The sequence below is a fragment of the Nocardia sp. NPDC051750 genome (assembly GCF_044453135.1).
GTDB lineage: Bacteria > Actinomycetota > Actinomycetes > Mycobacteriales > Mycobacteriaceae > Nocardia.
Genome location: NZ_JBITCK010000002.1, coordinates 1131699 through 1151339, shown reverse-complemented (window position 1 = coordinate 1151339; position 19641 = coordinate 1131699). Strand labels below are relative to the sequence as shown.

The window sequence follows — 19641 nt, the reverse complement described above, 5'->3', positions numbered from 1 at the left end:
GTCACCGCTCTCGGGACGCGGGCGCGGGTCCGGTGATGTGGTCAGGAACCGAGCTGATCCATCCGCCGCTGCATCTCCTCCGGTTCGATATCTTCCACATGGGTGGCGACCGTCCACTGATGCCCCCACGGGTCGACGAACGAACCGGTGCGGTCACCGTAGAACTGGGTTTCCGGGGCGCTGATCTCGGTGGCCCCCGCCCCCAGCGCGGTGGCATAGGCGGCGTCCATATCCGCCACGTAGACGTACAGGTTGACCGGGGTGCCGCCGATCGAATGCGGATCGCGGAAGGCCATATCCGGGGCCGGGTCGCCGAGCATCAGGACCGAATTGCCGATCAGGAGCTCGCAGTGCATCACCGTGCCGTCCGGGCCCGGGATCCGCATCCGCTCGGTGGCACCGAATACCCGTTTGTAGAACTCGACCGCGTCGGCGGCTCCCGCAATCGCCAGACCAGGGGAAATGGTGGGATAACCGTCGGGTACGGGGGAGACATCAGACATCACAAGACCTCCGGTCTCGGATCGGTTGTCGGACACCTGTGAGCTTATTCCCCGGCTGCCGGCACCGCGGCTGACCGGCGCCTTCGCGGCGCCGGCCACCCCGGCGACGTTGAGGCGGAGTCGGCCGGTGATGTGGCGGCGTCAGCCGCCCCAGCTGACGTTCGTCTCGATGACCTGGCGCAGCTCGGTCGAGGTCCGCGGGTTCCGGTACGACTGATGCCCGCCGATGCTGATCGTCCCGGCGACCGGGAGCGGCAACCCCAGATCGACCGTGATATCGCCGCTGCCCTGCATCGCGTAGTCCTCGATATCGAGGGTCCCGGCCGCGTTCGGCAGGTCCCAGGTACTCGATTTCGGGGTCTGGGTGACGTCCAGATGGATGGACAGCCGGCCGCCGTCGCGGGCCGCCAGCGTGGCCGTGGTGATCTGATCGAGGTCCACCCCGCCGCCCACCGACTGGTGGACCTGCCAGACCGCGCCCACCCCGACCGGTTCGTCGGGGAAGGTGATCGACCGGTACACGGCCTGATAGAACGCCTGCTCCAAGGCCGCCCGCGCGGAGTTGGAGGTCTCCGGGGAGGGTGCCAGCCGCAGCGCGGTGATACCACCGAGCTCGCTCATCTCCAGCCCGGCATGGGAGCCGTCGGCCGCGGTGAGCGCTTCCGACAGCGCCGGATCGGGGGTGGTCACCTCACCGAGGGTCAGTTCGACCCCGTCCGGGCCGGCGGTGGCGGTCATCGGGATGGTCAGCGCGGGACTGGAGAAGTCGCGGACCTGCTGCGTATCGATCTGCTGCTGGATCCGGTGATCGGTGCTCAGCGTGACCGCCTGGATCGTCCCCTCGTAATACGAGGGCCGCAGCAGCGACCGGGGTTCGCTACCCGGGTCCACGATACTGACCTGCGCCGCAGCGATCGGCACCGTGACCTCCTTGCCGATACCCAGAGGTTCGGTACCGTCCGCCTCGGTGGCCGATTCGCCGCCGTCGGCGCAGCCGGCCCCGAAAGTCGTCAGTCCCAGCGCAAGAACCAGCATCAGCACTCTGGACCGCGCGACGCGGGCCGGAGGAAGCGAACACAACACCGTCACGCCGGACAGCCTACGAGCCGTACCTGAGGATGGGCTGGGACATCGCGGGAACGGGTGCCACGTGCCGCGCCCGGTCGCCTCGAGAGATGATGGTCGGCGTGAGTGAGGACCGGCGTACGCGCGAGCAGGATCCCGACCGTCCGACCGAGGGCGGAAAACAGCCCCGGCAGCGGCTGGCTCTACTGCTGGCGATCGCGGTGACGCTGTTCACCCTGGACCTGATCACCAAGGTCGTGGTGGTCCGGCAGATCCAGCCCGGTGAACGGATCCCGGTGATCGGCGATTTCGTCACACTCGTCCTGGTCCGCAATCCGGGCGCCGCGTTCTCCATGGCCACCGGAATGACCTGGCTGCTGACCCTCATCGCGGCCGCGGTCGTGATCGGTGTGCTGCGGATCGGCCGGACCCTGCGGTCACCGCTGTGGGCCATCGGCCTCGGCGGCGTCCTCGGCGGCGCATTCGGCAACCTGGTCGATCGGTTGTTCCGCGCACCCGGCCCGATGCAGGGCCACGTGGTGGATTTCGTCTCCGTCGGCTCGTTCCCCGTGTTCAACGTGGCCGATTCCTCGATCGTCTGCGGCGCGATCCTACTGGTGGCGCTGACGGTCTTCGGTTTCGAGCCCGACGGCACCCGCTACCGCCGCAATACGCCCGAGCCCGCGGCAACCGGTGACAAGGCGCCTGCCACGGACACCGAACGCACCGAGGCTCCTTCCCCGAAGAACACCGAACCCAGCGCCGACCCGGACCCCGACACGCCCACCGCCGCGGCCGCACGCACCGGGGAGGACACCGCCGCATGAGGGAAACCAGGACGATGCCCGTCCCCGACGGGCTCGACGGAATGCGGGTGGATGCCGGACTCGCACGGTTGCTCGGCCTGTCCCGGACCGCGGTCGCCGCGCTCGCCGAAGACGGCTCGGTCCAGCTGGACGGCCTGCCCGCCGGGAAATCCGATCGGCTCACCGCCGGCGCCTGGCTCGAAGTGGTGTTCCCGGAACCGCGGCGCGCGCTGACCATCGAGGCCGAACCGGTCGAAGGGATGAAAATCCTCTACGCCGACGACGATATCGTCGCGGTGGACAAACCGGTCGGCGTGGCCGCGCATACGGGAGTCGGCTGGACCGGGCCCACCGTGGTCGGCGGGCTGGCCGCGGCCGGGTACCGGATCTCCACCTCCGGAGCCCATGAACGGCAGGGCATCGTGCACCGCCTCGATGTGGGCACCTCGGGGGTCATGGTGGTCGCGCAATCCGAACACGCGTACACGGTGCTGAAACGGGCGTTCAAACAGCGCACCGTGGACAAGCGCTATCACGCACTGGTGCAGGGCCATCCCGATCCGAGCAGCGGCACCATCGACGCACCCATCGGGCGCGCCCGCGGTAACGACTGGAAGTTCGCGGTGACCTCCGACGGCCGGCCCAGCGTCACCCATTACGACACGGTGGAGGCGTTCCAGGCGGCGAGCCTGCTCGATATCCATCTCGAAACCGGCCGCACCCACCAGATCCGGGTGCATTTCTCGGCGATCCGCCACCCCTGCTGCGGCGATCTCACCTACGGCGCGGACCCCCGGCTGGCCGAACGGCTCGGCCTGCAACGTCAATGGCTGCACGCCCGGTCGCTGGGCTTCCAGCATCCTGCCGACGGCCGCTACCTCGAGATCACCAGCGACTACCCGGACGACCTCGCCGACGCGCTGCGCGTACTGCGCGAGGCTTGATCTTCCCCATGCCCGGCGACACAGCACCCGCGGACCCGCAACCGGCCGGAACCCGCGGCACGCTGCGTGCCGCCGGATTCGGTGCGGCGGCCGCCGTCTGCGCGGTGGTCGTCGTGGTCCTCGGCGTCACGAATCCGCCGCGGGACGAGGGCGTCTCCACCGACCGGCTCGGTCCCGATACGGGTGAATCCGTCGCCGCCTATCTCGACCGGGCCCGGGACTCACTGACCGGTGCCGACGACGGCAACCGGTGGGCACTGGTGTCGTTCACCGACTATCAGCCTCCCGCCGTCCTCCCCGGCCTGCTGCGCGATGTGCGGGTGAGCCAGGTGCTCTATCAGGTGCCGCTCCCCCGGGTCGCGACGCCCCCCGCGTCCGTGCAGGTTCCGGCCGGACCGGCCACGCTGCTGCGATCCGGTGCGGATGCGGCCTGGCAGCTGGCCGACCGCCGCCGGTACGTCGCCGACGGTACCCGCGGCGCCCAGGTCCTGGATGTGTCGATCGCCCGACTCCGCGCCGGCTGCGCCTGCTCCCCCGGCGTGGTCGTGCACGCGTCGCTGCCGCAGCTCGGCGACCTCGCCGGTCGGCCCGGTATCCGGGCGGTCCAGGCCCTGCCGGCCGACGCCGTCGCCGAACGGTTCGCGGTCGCGCCGCTGCTGCCCGACTCCCCGGACCCGGTGGCCCCGCGGCCCGACGACGGCCCGGTACCGGCCGGTTGACTCAGGAGTCCAGGGTCACCACACCGTCGAGGTACCTGCGGCACCGGCCGCTCAGCAACACCCGATCACCGGCCAGCTCGACCCCGAGCGTGCCGCCCCGCCGGGACAACTGACGCGCGACGAACCGCTCCCGCCCCAGCTCGGCGCTCCACAACGGCGCGAGCTGAGCATGCGCGGACCCGGTCACCGGATCCTCCGGGACCCCTACCCCGGGCGCGAAGAAACGCGAGACGATATCCACCTCGTCACCCCGCGCGGTCACGATCACGCCCCGCGGAACCGGCGGGAAAGAGTGCAAAGCCGGCGCGAGTTCGCGCACCCGCCGCTCGGAATCCACCACGATCACCTCGTCGGCGCCCGTGAACGCCCGGACGGGCTCCACCCCGAGCGCGGCGACCAGCGCCGGATCGGGATCCACCGGGGTCGAGGCCCCGGCCGGCAGATCCAGGATGTACACATCGTCGTCGGTGCGCTCCACCCGCAGCCAGCCGCTGCGGGTGTAAAAGCTGACCCGGTCCTCGCCGGGCTCGATATCGGTGAGGATCTGCGCGGCGCCGGCCAGCGTCGCGTGCCCGCACATCGCCACCTCCACCGCCGGGGTGAACCAGCGCAGGTGATACGCGGGCCCGTCCGCGGGCGGCGCCCCGGCCTCCGGAGGTAACCGCGAGGTGTAGAACGCGGTTTCGGCGAGGTTGTTCTCCTCGGCCAGTTGTTGCAGCACGCTGTCGGGTAACCAGGTGGGCAACGGCATGACCGCGGCCGGATTACCGGAGAACGGTGCGTCGGCGAACGCGTCGATCTGGTGCAGCAGAACCTCCATGCCACGAAGGTACTCCAGCTCCGAATACAGCCTCCGCACAAGCCATCTCGCGCTCTATGGCGCACCGCTCACAGCGGTCTCGGCCAGGAACCGCACGATCCGTGGCGCCAGCGCGGCGGCGAGTTCATCGGCGGTGCCGAGTACACCGGCGAACGGGGGAGCCAGCTGTCCGGCAGGCATCCGCCGCACCAGCTCCTCGGCCAGCGCGGTGGGATGCCGCTGATCGATCCCCGGGAAGACCAGCACCGGGGCGGTCAGTGCGGCGAATTCGGCGGGGCTGCGAAAGCTGCGGTCCCGTCCGATGGCCGCGGCCGCGGCGATACTGTCCGGGTCGCTGCGCGGGATCGCCTCGCGGACCAGGTTCCCGATCAACGGGGCCAGCCCGCCCAGGATCGGAGCCCAGGCCGCCTCGATGCCCTGCGTAACCACGGTGGCCGCGAAGGCGTCCAGGAGTTCGGTCTCGGCGCGTTTCGCCGCATCGTCCTCGATATCCTCCACGCTGATCAGAATTGCGGCGACAAACCGTGCGGGATGAGCCAGCAGAGCGCGCGCGGCGATGGTAGATCCGAGCCCCATACCGCCGATCACCGCGCGCTCCGTACCGAGATGGTCCAGCAGCGCAACTGTGTCCCGGGCGTACACGTCCCAGGTGTGCGCAGCCGGATCCGTGCAGCGCGACCTGCCGTAGCCTCGGATATCGGGGGTGATGACACGCCGGCCGGTACCGGCCAGGCGCTGCGCCAGCGGCAGCACACTGTGATGGTCGGGACCGCCGCCGTGCAGCAGCAGGATGTCGAGGTCGCCGCTGCCGACCGTTGTCGCCGACAACGGGCATCCATCGCTACCGGGATAGCTGAACACAGAACATCCTCCGATCTTCTACGTCGTGCCCGGCCGGCCGGGCCCGACGCCGGGACGGGGATCGGGCCGGGACAGCAGCAGCGAGAGCAACGCCGCGCCGAGCGGTATCCAGCACAGGGTCGTCAGGACGGCTTGGGGGCCGTGGCGGTCGGCCAGGGCTCCGAAGACGGGAACGAAGAGCCCGCCGACACTCACCGCGAGCCCCAGGGTGACACCGGCGGCGGTGCCCGGGCGGGCGGGCAGATAGTCCTGGCCCAGTTTCACGAACACCGCGAACGGGAGGTTCACCGTCATCCCGGCGATCGCCGCGAGCACCAGGGCGAGCGCCGGGTCATCGGCGAGGCGGAGCGCGATCAGCGCGGGACACGCCGCGGCGCAACCGATCCGGATCGTCCCGAGCATTCCGATCCGGTCCGCCAACCGGCCGCCGGCCAGTGTCCCGGCGACCCCGCCGACCAGGAACGCGGTCAACGCAAGACCACCGGTGAAGGGTGTGGCGCCCAGATGCACTATCCAATACACGGCGACGAAGGTGTTGATTCCGGTGAATATCACCGAGCGGATCACCTCGACCGCGGTCAGCACCAGGAACGGCATCCAGCGGTCGCGCCCGGTCACCCGGACCGCGGACGTCGCGCGGGCGCCACGGCGCTGGTTGTGACGCCACAGCACGAAGGCCATGAGGACCGCGGGCGGGATGAACAGTGCGGTGGCCCCGACGCCCCAGGCGACGAGCGCCGGCGTCGCGAGCGCGGGCGCGAGGAAGAAACCGATACTACCGCCGGCGGCGAACAGGCTCATGGCCGTGGCGCTGTCACCGGCCGCGCGGCGGGCGTCGCGCCCGGCGGCCGGATGGAATGCGGCGACACCCAGCCCGGAGAACAGCAGCAGCGTCCACACCAGCGGGTAGGCGGGCGCCAGTCCCGCCAGACCGGCCCCGATCCCGGCCGCCGCGAGACCCGCGGGCGCGAGCCACAGCAACCTCCGGCGGTCGGCCAGGACACCCAGAACCGGCTGGGGCAGTGCGCTGCCGAGGGTCGCGGCCAGGGCGAGTCCGGACGCGGCGACGTAGCTGTAGTCGCGTTCGAGCACGAAGAACGGGATGCTCGCCGGTACCAGGCCCTGATAGAAGTCGTCGACGATATGCGCGAACACCCAGTACCGCATGCGTTTCCATACCGGTTCCCCAGGGACCGCGACCGCTGTTTCGACGGATGTACTCACCACCGGATCCTTCCCGCTACTACCCACTGCGCTCAGCGTAGGAAAGCGAGGGAGGTGTCTTCTTCCGATAAAATGCCATGTTGTGCCGGAAACCAGCCAACCTTCTCCCGCGCCGACTTCGGTGCGGGATCACGCCGGCGGATCACGGATCGAGCGGCACCGGCATATCGACCACCAGCTGGTCTACGCCAGTTCCGGCGCGGCGGAGGTCCGCACCGATACCGGCTGCTGGATCGCACCGGCCGACCGCGCGATCTGGATCCCCGCCGGGCACTGGCACGAGCACCACTTCTACGGCCCGACCCGGTTCCACTGCGTCGCCTTCCACCCCGGCGGGGCCGGCGACTGGACCACACCCACAGTCCTCGCGACACCCGCCCTGGTGCGCGAACTCGTGATCACCTGCTCGGCCCCGGCGGATCTGCCGGAGCCCGAACTGGACCGCATCCAGCAGGTCCTGCTCGACCAGCTGCGGCGTAGCCCACGCCAGCAGCTGAGCCTGCCCGCCGCCCGGGACGAACGCCTGCGGCGGGCGTGCGCACTGGTCGAGCAGGATCTGACGGTCGTGTGGACCCTCGCCACTCTGGGCCGCCGGATCGGCGCGAGCGAACGGACGCTCACCCGGCTGTTCCGGGCCGAACTGGCCATGACCTACCCGCAGTGGCGCACCCAGCTACGCCTGCACCGCGCCGTGCAACTCCTCGCCGAGGGCCTGCCCGTCACCACGGTGGCCGGCCGCTGCGGATGGGCCTCGGCCAGTGCGTTCATCGACGTGTACCGGGAGATCCTCGGCCACACCCCGGGCCGCTCCCGCCGCGCCGGGAACCGGACGCCCGAATCCGCCCGCTGAGCTACTCGCGCGGCCGCGCAGCCGGCGGTACCAGCCGGATCACCGGGGCGCACGCCACATCGGCCACAGATCCGGTCCCCCGTCCGGGATACCGATCGTGCCGGTGACCTCGAAGCCGAACCGCTCGTAGTAGGCGATATTCGACTCCTTGCTCGATTCGAGATAGGCCGGAACCCCCTCGCGGTCACACTGTTCCAGCCGCGCCCGCAGCAAGGCCTGCCCGAATCCGTGGCCGCGCCGCTCCGGATCGGTGCCGATCGTCGCGAGGTACCAATGGGGCTCCTCGGGATGCGCGCGGGTCATGGTGTCCGCCAGGCGTTTACCCACCAGCAGCCGAGTACCGAACGCCCGGGCCAGTTGCGGGAACATCCGCAGTTCCGACAGGGGTGAGGCCTTCCATTTCCCGGGCGGATCCCACAGCGCGGCACCGCTGATCGCACCGGCGGGGTCGACCGCGATATCCACACCGCCGGAGGCGAAATGATGATGCCGGGTCTGCGCGGCGAACAATCGCTGCGCACCCCGCAGGCGCTGCCGCGGGTCCGGCAGGACCCATTCCATCACCGGATCGTCCTGGAAGGCGGCGGCCAGAGTGCGTGCCAGACCGGTGATCTCGTCACGGCGGCCCGGCCGTACATCGGGAGAAGTAGGCATCTGTGTCCTGACGTCGTAGGGTTCGGTGTCACGCGTCCCGGCCCGGGTCGGTCGCTGACCGAACCATAGGCCGCGATCCGATGCCCGGAAACTCGGCCGGGCCGGCGGGTCAGGCTTCGCCGGGTGCGGCGGGGATCAGTTTGTGGGATTCGCCGCGCACGGTGGCGCTCAGCCACCAAGCCACCTCCACCAGAACTATTCCGATGGCGCCGCAGACGAAGGCGGCCGTGGTGAGACGGACGTTCGAGGGGTCGAGGGCGAAGAACTCGCGAGTGAACGGCACCGTGAACAACACCAGATAGGCCACCACCGACACCACCAGCAGCAGGAGCTTCCACCAGTTGTACGGGCGGGCGACGATCGCCAGCACCCAGACCGCGATCATGATCAGAGTGATGAGCGCGGTGGTTCCGGCCTGCATCTTCTGCGCGTCACTGGCCTCCGGGCCGGCGTAGGCGATCAGATAGGCGACGAAGGTCGCGGTGCCGATCACCACACCGGACGGGATGGCCAGCCGCATCACCCGGCCGACGAAACCGCTGCGGGCGCGTTCGTTGTTCGGCGCCAGCGAGAGAATGAAGGCGGGGATACCGATGGTGAACCAGGCCGCGATCGTCACATGCCGCGGCAGGAACGGGTAGCCGATCGGTTCGTAGCCGAAGATCTGCGAGCCCACTCCGGCCACACCGATCAGGAACGCCAGCAACACCGAGTACACGGTTTTGGTGAGGAACAGATTCGAGACCCGCTCGATATTGCCGATCACCCGCCGGCCCTCCCCCACCACGTAGGGCAGGGTGGCGAACTTGTTGTCCAGCAGCACGATCTGCGCGACCGCCCGGGTAGCCGGACTGCCCGCGCCCATGGCGACACCGATATCGGCGTCCTTCAACGCCAGCACATCGTTCACCCCGTCGCCGGTCATCGCGACGGTGTGCCCGCGCGACTGCAGCGCACCGACCATGGCGCGTTTCTGGTCCGGGCGCACCCGGCCGAAGGTGGTCTGCTCGTCCAGTACCGCGGCCAGTTCGTCGCGATCCTCGGGCAGGGTGCGCGCGTCGACCGCCCGGTCGCCGCCGGGCAGCTCCAGCGAGGAGGCGACGGCACCCACCGAAACGGCGTTGTCGCCGGAGATCACCTTGATCGACACGTCCTGGCTCGCGAAATAGTCCAGCGTTTCCCGGGCATCCGGCCGGACCTTCTGCTCCAGGACGACCAAGGCGACCGGGGTGATCGTCCCGGGCGCACCGGCCGCATCGACGACCCGGTCGCCGCGCGCGAGCAGCAGAACCCGCAGCCCGCCGCCGCCGAGCTCCTCCGCGGCACGGGCATCGGCGGACCCGCGGTCCAACAGCACATCGGGGGCGCCCAGCAGCCAGTCGCCGTGCGCACCGTAGGAGAAACCGCTCCATTTCTTGGCCGACGAGAACGGCGCCACCGCGGTGTATGTCCAGCCGGGCGTATCCGGCAGCGCCTCCGCGATCGCCTGCACACTGGCGTTCGGCCGCGGATCATCGGCCGCCATCGCCGCGAGCGCCTGCCGCGCGGCGGATTCCGCGTCCGGGCCCGGATCGAGCATCCGGAGCTCGGCCAGCCGCATCCCGTTCTCGGTCAGCGTGCCGGTCTTGTCCGCGCACACCACGTCCACCCGGGCCAGGCCCTCGATCGCGGGCAGTTCCTGCACCAGGCATTGGCGCTGACCCAGCCGCACGACGCCGACCGCGAACGCGATCGAGGTCATCAGCACCAGGCCCTCGGGCACCATCGGCACCAGCGCCGCCACCATCCCGGTGACCGCGGGCCGCCACGACTCTCCGCTGGAAACCAGCTGGTTGTAGATGCTCAGCGCCCCGGCGGGGATCAGCAGATAGGTGATGACCTTCAGGATCGTGTCGATCCCGCTGCGCAGTTCGGAATCGACGAGGGTGAACTTACTGGCCTCCTCGGCCAGTTTCGCCGCGTAGGCGTCCTTGCCGACCTTGGTGGCCCGGTAGGCCCCGGACCCGGACACCACGAAACTGCCCGAGAGCACCTGTGCGCCGGTCTCCTTGGCCACATCGTCGGATTCGCCGGTGAGCAGCGATTCGTCGACCTCGAGCAGTTCGGCTTCCGCGACCACTCCGTCGACCACGATCTGATCGCCGGGCCCGAGTTCGATCAGATCGTCGAGCACCACATCCTTGGGCGCGACCTGCTCGGCCCGACCGTCCCGCCGCACCGTGGGCCGGGCCTGACCGACGATCGCCAGCCGGTCCAGCGTCCGCTTGGCCCGGACCTCCTGGATGATGCCGACCGCGCTGTTGGCCACGATCAGCAGCCCGAACATTCCGTCGATCACCGAACCGGTGGCCATGACCAGGACGAACAGCACACCCAGGATCGCGTTGATCCGGGTGAACACATTCGCCCGGACGATATCGCGGACCGACCGGCTCGCCCGGTCCGGCACATCATTGGTGAGCCCGTCCCGGCGCCGCTGCGCCACCTCGGCGGCGGTGAGCCCGGACTCCCCGACAGCCTGCACAGTTGTCGACATGACGGTCAGCGTATCGAGCGCGGCGACCGGGGGCTCACCAGGCGACGTTGATCGGGCCGGGTGTCCAGGTGCCGGGATGCTCCTCCTGGGTGATCCGCGGGCGGGCCGGGACCGCGTCGGGGTCGATCGGCAGGAACTGCTGGAGCTGACCCCAATCCCGGTCCCAGTCCTGGTCCAGGTAGGTCGGCAGGGTGCGCGCCTGCAGCAGCAACCCGGTCCAGCCGAGCGGGCCGCCGCCGTCGTGGTTCTGCCACAGGTTGGTGTCGTGCGCACCGACTCGGTCCGGCAGGATCCGGTACTTCGGTACCTCGGCGATTCCGGTGCGGTGGTCGAACGGCCGCTGGCACGGGAACTGCAGGCCGACGGCCCAGTCGAGCAGCACCGGATCGGTGGAGCCGACGACCGTGTTCAGATCCTGGGTCTGCGGCATCCGCGGCGGGGTGAAGGCCAGCCATTGCCGCGCGTCACGATCCCGGTCGGCGGCGACGATCCGCACCGTATCGGCATCCGCATACGGCGCCAGCGGGACCCGCAGATTGCGCCAGGACGGGGCCGGGCCGATATCGATCGGGTTCACCCGGCGCAGCGCGACGGGTTCGGTGGCCGATCCGCCCGGGGCGGTGGTGGACCCGAATTCGAGTTCGAGGGACTGTCCGTGCGTGACCACCCCGTCGGCGTCGCGCGACCAGATCCGGCCGGCGGCACTCAGTGCGAGGATATCCGCGCGGTCGGCGACGGGCGGCAGCCGGAACCAGCCGCTGGTCAACTCGGCCGGGCCGTCGGCGTGGTCGCTACCCAGCACCGGAGTTGCAGGGTCGAGACCGAACGGCAGTGCCGGACTGTCCGTTCCGGTGGCGACATCGGTGCCGGCGCCGGCGTCACCCATCGAATCGGCGATGGCGGCGTCGGCGCCTTCCTCGGCGTCGGCACTCAGATTGCCCGCGACACCGGCCGGGGTGAAACCGGTGCCGGTACCGGCCAGAGTCGCCGCCGGGTCACCGGCGAGGGGCGCGAGCATGCCCCGATTCGGATCGGTTTCCACCAGGACGTGCGGGGCCAGCCCGCAGGCGTTCCCGGCGACCGCGCTCAGATTCGAACTCGCCAGCGAGAACGCCGGATACTGGCTGATCGCACCCTTGGCGAACGAGGCGACCTCGAAGAGCACCATGAACGCGGCCGCCACCGTGAGCGGCGGTATCTTCGCGAAACGCCACCCCCAGCGGGAGATCCGGTGGTGCCCGGTGTCCGGTGCGCGCACATGCCACCACGCGGCCAGCGCCAGCAGCAGTACGGCGCCCAGCAGGAAGACCTTGTTGACGCCGATACCGGCCACCGCCGGCAGTTTGTCCCACCACGGAATGCTGAACGAGGAGACGTACCACCAGCCGTTCGGTCCGGAGAACACCAGCGCCATCAGGAACGCGACCCCGGCGGCGAACAGCGCCCGGTTCCGCGGCCCGCGCATCACCCGCGGGCCGACCGCCACCGCGGTGAGGACCGCGACCGCGCCGGCCAGTCCGGCGAACACACCCAGGTGATGGGTCCACTTCGTGGGTGTCGTCATCATCAGCGCCATGGCGCCGACGGTGACCCCCAGAATGCGGCGGGAGGGCCCCACCGCGGCGGTCGGAATCCGGCCGCCCTTGTGCAGCAGGGTCAGCAGGCAGACGGCCAGCCCGGCGATCAGCACGAAGATCCCGAACCGGCGGGCCAGCGAACCGTCCACCGTCCCCATGAACAGGTACTGGTAGCGCAGGTATTCGTCGTACCAGAGCACATGCGGTCCGGCGAGTTCGTGAACCCGGCGCATCTCCATCATGGCGGTGAACGGCTGGTCCGCGAAGGCCACGACCAGGACCAGAACGCCCGCGGCGGCCAGCGGGAGCAGCTGCGCGAGCCAGCCGACCCGCCGCGCCCGCGCCGTGATGATCTTGATCAGCGGGCGCAACCCGGCGAGCAGCGCGGCGAGGCAGATGAGCCCGTGCGGGCCGGCGGTACAACTGAACGCCGCGATCAGAATGGCGACCGCGAACGGCAGCAACCGCCGCGTGGCGATCCCGCGCTCCACCGAACACCAGGTGAGCAGGACGCCCAGGGCGACGATCGGTTCCGGGCGCAGGCCGTTGTTGTACGGCAACCAGACCGACAGGAACACCAGCGCACCGGTCCACGGGACGAACCGGTTGCGGTGCAGCGCGGCCCCGAACCTGGGCACCACCTCACGGCTGATCACCAGCCAGGCCACGATGCCCGCGAGCAGGGTCGGCAGCCGCACCCAGGGGCTGGCGGTACTCACCTGCGCCAGCAGGCCGATGATGTCGTAGTACGGCGTGCCGACCGGATTCTCCGGTACCCCGAAGTACCGGAAATAGTTCGCCATATACCCCGCGGCCTGCGAGGTGCGGCCCATCCCGAACTGGTAGCCGTCGTCGGAGGTGGTGGCGCCGATGAAATGCCAGAGCACCAAGGTGCCCAGCACCACGAAATCCACCGGCCGGAAGGTCCACCAGCGCGCGGGCAGGAAACGCCGGGCGCGCCGGCCGTCGAGGCTGTCGAGCCGGTGCAGGGCGACCAGCGAGATCACCGTCGCCAGCACCGCGGACCAGATCGCGATCCGCTTCAGCAGCGTGGGCGTGGAGCTGAACCGGCTGTCCACCTCGGCGGCAACGGAGACACCGGCGGGATCGCCGAGATCACTGAACACCCCGACCAGCTGCGGCCGGAAATCCCCGCCCAGCACCACCGATTCGTGACCGGTGAGGGTGGCCACGGTCTCGGTCATCCCGGCACCCACGGTGAGTTCACACCCCGGCGCCAGCTCGGCCACCGGGACGCTGAACAGCGACTGGTTGCGCAACACCACATCGAGCTGCGCACCCGCCTCGGCTGTCGGCGGCCGGACCCGGGCCAGGAAACCGTAACGTTCCAGGTCGGCGGCGCCGTAGGGCGCGGTGGAGGTGAGGACACCACCGGCGGGCAACTGCTGGATCGCGGCGCACGGCACAGTGGCGTCGAAACTCAGCGGCGCGTAGGCCACCAGCGGCGCCTCGATCGATGCGGCGGAATCGGCCTGCGGCCAGGTCAGCGTCGCGGCGTCCACGCGCACCGGCAGCAGCGGCACCGACAGTGCCAGCAGGGCCCCGATCAGTGCCGACACCAGCGCCACCGGCCGGGCCCAGCCACCCCGTGAAGGAGGTCGCGGACTATCGGAGATCTCTGCCGGCTCGGGCGCCGCCACCACCATCGTGTCAGCCACGGAGCGCAATCCTAACGGGCCCCATCATGTGCGGCTCATCCGCAGACCCCGACCACGACGCCGCGTCCACAGAAAAGACCGAACCCGGCCGGTCCGCACAACGCGGACCGGCCGGGTTCGAGGTCGCGAAACTCAGGCCGCGCAGGCCGGCGACTGGATCTGCGCGTTGGCGAGCATGGTGCAGGTCCACTGCTGCTGCACCTTCCACACCCCGTCCTCGGCGACGAACGGGACATCGGCCACATTGGTCTGGCCGTTCAGCGTGAGGTTGGCCTTCGCCTGGATCTCGGTACCGAAATCCTGAACCTCGGTGACCTCGATCGTGGCACCCGACTGGGTGTAGAACTGGCTCAGTTTCGACGGCAGCTCCGGGTCCGCCTCGGCGCCCTGAACCATCTGCAGCTTCTCCTCGTTCGGGACGGCCGGGTCGAGCGCGCGCTGGAGTTGAGCGTTCAGATCCGCCGCGGTCGGCACCGGCGGCGTATCGGCGGCCGCCTCCGTGGTCTCGGCCGCGGCCGTGGTGCTGCTCGCGGCAGTGGTGTCCGAGTCGGAATCATCGCTACCACACGCCGTCAGGGTCAGCGCGGCCACGGCGGCCACGCCGGCGATCGCGATACGTCCGGTCTTGCGAAGGTTCAACTGCTCGTCCTTTGCGTTCGGGGTTCGGTGTCGTGCGCTGCGGCAGCTCCACCGGAACCGGCGACGCTGCCCGGACCAACCTACCCGGCATGATGTCAGGACAGGCTGCCGAGCGGATCCGCAGGGCGCAACTCGGTGTTGTCGGCAGCGAAAGTACGCGCGATACCCGGTCCTGTCGAGCGGGACTCGAACCGCACGGTCACCCGGCCGTGCCCCGATCCCTGAACCCAGCCGAAGCCGAACTCGGGATGTGAGATATCCGATCCCGGCCGCCAGTCCACGGCGCTACCAGCGGTTACTCCCGAATCCACGGCCGCATCGCCGGTTTCGGCAGACCCGGCGCGCACGGTGCCGGATGTCTGCCCGGGAACCTCGGCGGGCGGCCCGGCCACGGTAGATCTCACCGAATCCACAGAGCTCTCTTGCTCCGTAGCCACAAATTCCGGCGCGGCGGCCGGATGCACCGGGCTTCCGGCGGTAGCGGGATCGACCGCGAGATCGGGCGACCGGACCGTTTCGCCGGAACCGGCGGTGGTTTCGGGGTCCGCGGATCCTGCGCCCACCCGGTCCAATTCGGGAAACAACGATTCCTGCCGGATGGCCGACAATCCGGCGTACCCGACCCCCACCAGGCGCACGGGTCCCAGCTCCCGCGGATCCACCGCGGCCCGCTGCGCCGCCGCGGTGAGCGTGGCCAGATCCTCGGTGGCATAGGGAAGTGTGCTGGACCGCGTGGTGATACTCATATCGGCGCGTTTGAGTTTCAGCACCACTGTGCGCGCGGCGCGACCGTCCCGGACGAGTCTGCGGTACGCGGCCGCGGCCATCTCGGTGATCGCCGGACGCAACCGCTCCAGCGTCACGATATCGCTCTCGTACGTGGTTTCGGCGCTGATCTGTTTGGCCTCGGCACGCTCGGCGACGGGCCTGTCGTCGATCCCCCGAGCCAACCGGTGCAGCGCGGCACCGACACTGCCGCCGAGGATCGATCCCGCCTCCACCTCGGACAGAGCGGCGAACGCCCCGACGGTTTCGATCCCGAGCACACGTAAGCGACTCTCCGCCACCGGCCCGATACCCCATAGTTTGCGCACCGGCAGCCCGGCCAGCAGCTGCTGCTGCTCACTCGGCGCGATCACCCGGATCCCGTCGGGTTTGGCCATCCCGGACGCGAGCTTGGCGAGCTGTTTCCCACCACCGGCCCCGACCGAGGCCACCAGCCCGGTTCGTTCCCGCACCGCCGCCCGCAATTCGGCGCAGAAATCCACCACCTCGGACACACTCGCCCCCACCAGTTCCGCGGGTTCGCCGAACGCCTCGTCGAACGACAGTGTCTCGAGTACCGGGATCCGGGCCCGCAACGTATCGAACACCTGACCGCTCAGCACGCCGTACAGCGCCCCGCGCGGCGGGACCACCACCGCCGTCACTCCCACCAGCCGCCGCGCCTGGTGCATCGGCATGGCCGAACGGGCCCCGAACACCCGTGCCTCATAACTGGCCCCCGCGACCACTCCCCGCGCACCGGTACCACCGACGAGAACCGGCCGGCCCCGCAACGTCGGGCGGGTGAGCTGTTCACAGGAGGCGAAGAAGGCGTCCATATCGATATGCAGCACCCAGCGCCGCGCGGTCTCGCCCGCGGACGGGTTCCCCACCGGCCCGGAACCCGCCACCGGATGGCTGTCACTCACGACCGGACGACCGGTCCCGGCTCCACATCACCGCGCCCCCGGTCACGACTCCGCTGGTCTCCATAGGCGTGAATCTACGCGGGACCACCGACAGCGCTCATGAGCGTGGAGCGCGGACCGGACCGTACAGGCGGAAGGTGAGCAGGACCGCCGTCCACCGTGACTTGCCGCCGAGGGGGCCTCGGCCCCGCGCGCGCCCGCGCGCCATAGACTCGGACCATGAAGATCCGCAAGGCCGTGATTCCTGCTGCCGGTATCGGTTCACGACTGCTGCCGCTGACCAAGGCCATCCCCAAGGAGATGCTTCCGGTCGGCGACAAACCGGTGATCGAACATACGGTGCGCGAGCTGGTGGCCTCCGGGATCACCGATATCACCATCGTGGTCAGCGGCGGAAAATCGCTGATCCAGGATCATTTCCGGCCGAATCCCGCACTGGTCGCCCAGTTGCGTGCCGACGGTAAGAGCGCCTATGCCGACGCGGTGGAAGAAGTCGGGGAGCTGTCCCGGCTCGGGCATATCACCTATCTCGACCAGCACGGCCCGTACGGCAACGGCACGCCGGTACTGAATGCCGCACGTACCGCCGGTGACGAACCCATGCTGGTGCTGTGGCCCGACGATGTGTTCGTGGCCGATGTGCCGCGGGCCCAGCAGCTCATCCGCGCCTACGAATCCACCGGCTGCCCGGTGCTGGCGCTCATGCCGATGAACCCGAACGAATCGCAGCGCTACGGCGTCCCGGTGGTGCGCGAGGATCTCGACGACGGGCTGTTGCGGATCTCCGGCCTGGTGGAGAAGCCGAAGCCCGCGGACGCCCCGTCGGCGTACGCGGCGGTCGGCGGCTATGTCGTGACCCCCGGGATCATCGACGAACTGCGCACCCAGACCGAGAACTGGTACACCCACCGCACCGGCGAGGTGTACCTGACGGACTCGATCAACGCCTATGCCACCGAGCACGCCGTCTACGGCCAGGTCATCCAGGGCCGCTGGTACGACACCGGCAACCCCGGCGACTATCTCATCGCGCAGTTCGCCTCCGCGCTGGCCCATCCCGATTACGGCCCGCTGCTGCGGCGTCAGGTGGAGTGACCGGCGGCGGCCGGAACGATCGGGGTCCGGTCAGAAGCGCCGGATGCTGTGCACATAGAACTGCCCGATCGGGGTGAGCCCGACCGGTACTCCGGCGCCGTAGGCGTTGAGCACCTGCCCGAGCCCGGCGTAGATCCCGACATGGGAAGCGTCCTGGTTGATGATCACCACATCGCCGGGGGACAGTGCATGCAGCGGCACCGCGGCACCGACTTTCGCCTGTTCCCAGGTGGTCCGCGGGAGCATGACCCCGACCTGGCGGAATGCCCACTGCACCAGTCCCGAGCAGTCCCAGGTATCGGGGCCGGTGGCACCCCATTCGTACATTTTCCCGGTTTGCGAGGTCGCGGCGGCCAGCGCGCCGAGACCGTTGCTGGTCGATATCGGCAGGCCGGCCGAGCCGCTGGCGCTGAGCGAGCCGGAGCCGGAAGCCGATCCGCTGGCGCTTCCGGATGATTGTGCCCAGCCCGGTGCCGCCGCCACCGCGGTGACGGCCGTTGCGAGAAACAGGCCGGCGATACCCCGGCGCAGTGCAATTCCGATCACGTGCCCACCCTTCTGCCGGTCGGTGCGCGGGACACCATGCGATATCCCGGTTAACTCGCGGCATCCGCCGGACTGGTGGGCTACCGCGGACCACAGGTGTCATGCCGGAGGATCCACTCCGGCACAACATCACTCAGGTAGAACCGAACGAAATGATCACCGTTCCCGCCGCTCCCGGAGGTCCGGAAGCAGCGGTATCGGTGATGATTGTGCCCGGCCGAAGGGTGGTCGCCAAACACCTGGCAAACTATCAGCGTGTGATCTAAATCACAAAAATGTTTATTGCGTTTGCGTCAGGATGTCGTTCAGCGTCTTCAGGACCGCATCCTTGGTCGCCGACGGAGACTCCACGTAGACGCCCAATTGCCAGACCGGTTCGCCGCCCTGCTCCGCGGCGATGTAGCGGCTGAGATCGATGGTGTACTTGCCCTTGTCGTTCGAAGCGGTCTCCACATACGACGTGTTGGGGTCGAACTGCTCGGCCGCGCCGTCCTTGTCGAACCAGTCGTTGTCGAACTGCACCCGGGTCGCCGGATCACAGGTGGCCGGGCATTTGCGCAGGATAAGGTTCACCCGCTGACCGGCCGAGGAATCCCCCTCGTCGACACATCCCCAGGCCTGGGCATCCGGAATCTTGTCCACCGAGCCCTTCATACAACCCCAGGAGCCCGGCGTCCGGAAGGCGAACGGCCAGTCCTTGAAGGCCATCGTGTAGGTATCTTCACCGTCCTGGAAAGTCGAGCCCCTCAGCACAACCGGTGTCAGCCCCTCCTCGAAGGCAGGTGTACCCGGTGCGGGCGCGGGGGCGCTCGTGGTGGTGGTAGAGGTGGCCGAGGTGGTGGTCGCGTCGGTTGTTCCGGTCGCCGCACTCGTCGCCGAGGCGGTGTTCTCCTGCGATCCCCCCGACCGTAGGAGCACCATGCCGACCACACCGACCAGCACGAGAACCACCACCACTGCCAGCACCGCGATCAGCGGTCCGTTGTTCCTGGGCGGGCCTCCCTGCCCGCCGGAACCCAGCGGCGGAACCTCCCAGGCGCCCTGCGGCGGAGGAGGCTGCGGAACCTGCCCCGCGGTCTGCCCCCACGGTGCCGCCGGGCTCTGCTGCCCACCCTGCGACTGATAACCCTGCTGCCACTGCCCCGACGGGGAGTTCTTGTTCTGTTGCCCTTCGGGGGCATGCTGCCACCACTCGTCGGGATTGTCCGAAGCCATAAGGTCCTACCCTAGTGCGCCACACGGTCGCCGGTCATGGCCATAACGTCACGGTCGGCCACGCACCCGGCGCGCACTGCCGGAAGGGCGGGGGGGGGGGGGGGGGGGGGCCCCCCCCCCCCCCCCCCCCCCGCGCCCCCCCCCCCCCCCCCCCCCCCCCCCCCCCACACCCCAAACAAAACGCCGGGGTGGGGGGGGGCCGGGGGGGGGGTGG

Annotated in this window: 17 protein-coding genes; 5 read left to right on the top strand and 12 right to left on the bottom strand. The window is 69.7% G+C overall.

From position 1 onward, the window contains the following. Positions 1-41 precede the first annotated feature (41 nt). Together ACIA75_RS12730 and ACIA75_RS12725 are read right to left on the bottom strand one after the other, a co-directional pair. Entirely contained in the window at positions 42-503 is a 462-nt protein-coding gene (locus ACIA75_RS12730; RefSeq protein ID WP_397103080.1) for a VOC family protein, read from the bottom strand. A 141-nt stretch (positions 504-644) separates the two neighbouring features. Beyond that, complete coding sequence (locus ACIA75_RS12725; RefSeq protein WP_397103078.1) at positions 645-1538, bottom strand: hypothetical protein; 894 nt, start codon at positions 1536-1538, stop codon at positions 645-647. A gap of 140 nt (positions 1539-1678) precedes the next feature. Here ACIA75_RS12725 and lspA point away from each other — a divergent pair, with 140 nt between their 5' ends. The 3 genes from lspA to ACIA75_RS12710 are packed head-to-tail and all read left to right on the top strand — an operon-like array spanning position 1679 to position 4037. Continuing rightward, positions 1679-2395 (top strand): signal peptidase II, encoded by a 717-nt coding sequence (gene lspA / locus ACIA75_RS12720; RefSeq protein ID WP_397103076.1) that lies wholly within the window; start codon positions 1679-1681, stop codon positions 2393-2395. After that, a complete protein-coding gene (locus ACIA75_RS12715; protein WP_397103074.1) occupies positions 2392-3318 on the top strand; it encodes an RluA family pseudouridine synthase in 927 nt (308 codons plus the stop codon). Before lspA ends, ACIA75_RS12715 begins: the two co-directional genes overlap by 4 nt. Before the next feature lie 8 nt (positions 3319-3326). Then, on the top strand, positions 3327-4037 hold the full coding sequence (locus ACIA75_RS12710; protein WP_397103072.1) for a hypothetical protein: 711 nt from the start codon (positions 3327-3329) through the stop codon (positions 4035-4037). A gap of 1 nt (position 4038) precedes the next feature. Here the strand turns inward: ACIA75_RS12710 and ACIA75_RS12705 are convergent, their stop codons facing one another. The 3 genes from ACIA75_RS12705 to ACIA75_RS12695 are packed head-to-tail and all read right to left on the bottom strand — an operon-like array spanning position 4039 to position 6885. Beyond that, positions 4039-4857 (bottom strand): PhzF family phenazine biosynthesis protein, encoded by an 819-nt coding sequence (locus ACIA75_RS12705; RefSeq protein ID WP_397103070.1) that lies wholly within the window; start codon positions 4855-4857, stop codon positions 4039-4041. Between the two features lie 54 nt (positions 4858-4911). Beyond that, on the bottom strand, positions 4912-5718 hold the full coding sequence (locus ACIA75_RS12700; protein WP_397103068.1) for an alpha/beta fold hydrolase: 807 nt from the start codon (positions 5716-5718) through the stop codon (positions 4912-4914). 18 nt (positions 5719-5736) lie between these two features. Beyond that, positions 5737-6885, bottom strand: a complete 1149-nt coding sequence (locus tag ACIA75_RS12695) for an MFS transporter (protein ID WP_397103486.1) — start codon at positions 6883-6885, stop codon at positions 5737-5739. A 139-nt stretch (positions 6886-7024) separates the two neighbouring features. Between ACIA75_RS12695 and ACIA75_RS12690 the strand changes: the two genes are divergently transcribed. Beyond that, positions 7025-7792: a helix-turn-helix domain-containing protein gene (locus tag ACIA75_RS12690; RefSeq protein ID WP_397103066.1), complete on the top strand. Its 768-nt coding sequence runs from the start codon at positions 7025-7027 to the stop codon at positions 7790-7792. Positions 7793-7831: 39 nt separating this feature from the next. On the opposite strand, the gene ACIA75_RS12685 is transcribed toward ACIA75_RS12690, so the two are convergent. The 5 genes from ACIA75_RS12685 to ACIA75_RS12665 form a co-directional block, all read right to left on the bottom strand. Further along, positions 7832-8446 carry a GNAT family N-acetyltransferase gene (locus ACIA75_RS12685; RefSeq protein ID WP_397103064.1) on the bottom strand — a complete coding sequence of 205 codons (615 nt, stop codon included), beginning with the start codon at positions 8444-8446 and terminating at the stop codon, positions 7832-7834. 109 nt (positions 8447-8555) lie between these two features. After that, entirely contained in the window at positions 8556-10982 is a 2427-nt protein-coding gene (locus tag ACIA75_RS12680; protein WP_397103062.1) for an HAD-IC family P-type ATPase, read from the bottom strand. A 34-nt stretch (positions 10983-11016) separates the two neighbouring features. Next, positions 11017-14226 (bottom strand): arabinosyltransferase domain-containing protein, encoded by a 3210-nt coding sequence (locus ACIA75_RS12675; RefSeq protein WP_397103484.1) that lies wholly within the window; start codon positions 14224-14226, stop codon positions 11017-11019. 144 nt (positions 14227-14370) lie between these two features. After that, positions 14371-14877, bottom strand: coding sequence for a hypothetical protein (locus ACIA75_RS12670; protein ID WP_397103060.1), 507 nt, complete (start codon positions 14875-14877; stop codon positions 14371-14373). 95 nt (positions 14878-14972) lie between these two features. Beyond that, positions 14973-16571, bottom strand: a complete 1599-nt coding sequence (locus ACIA75_RS12665) for a DNA polymerase IV (RefSeq protein ID WP_397103058.1) — start codon at positions 16569-16571, stop codon at positions 14973-14975. A gap of 219 nt (positions 16572-16790) precedes the next feature. On the opposite strand from ACIA75_RS12665, the gene ACIA75_RS12660 reads away from it, so the two are divergent. Next, positions 16791-17666, top strand: a complete 876-nt coding sequence (locus ACIA75_RS12660) for a UTP--glucose-1-phosphate uridylyltransferase (RefSeq protein WP_397103056.1) — start codon at positions 16791-16793, stop codon at positions 17664-17666. A 30-nt stretch (positions 17667-17696) separates the two neighbouring features. On the opposite strand, the gene ACIA75_RS12655 is transcribed toward ACIA75_RS12660, so the two are convergent. Further along, positions 17697-18212, bottom strand: a complete 516-nt coding sequence (locus ACIA75_RS12655; RefSeq protein ID WP_397103054.1) for an NlpC/P60 family protein — start codon at positions 18210-18212, stop codon at positions 17697-17699. A gap of 279 nt (positions 18213-18491) precedes the next feature. Next, complete coding sequence (locus ACIA75_RS12650; RefSeq protein ID WP_397103052.1) at positions 18492-19427, bottom strand: hypothetical protein; 936 nt, start codon at positions 19425-19427, stop codon at positions 18492-18494. Positions 19428-19641 lie beyond the last annotated feature (214 nt).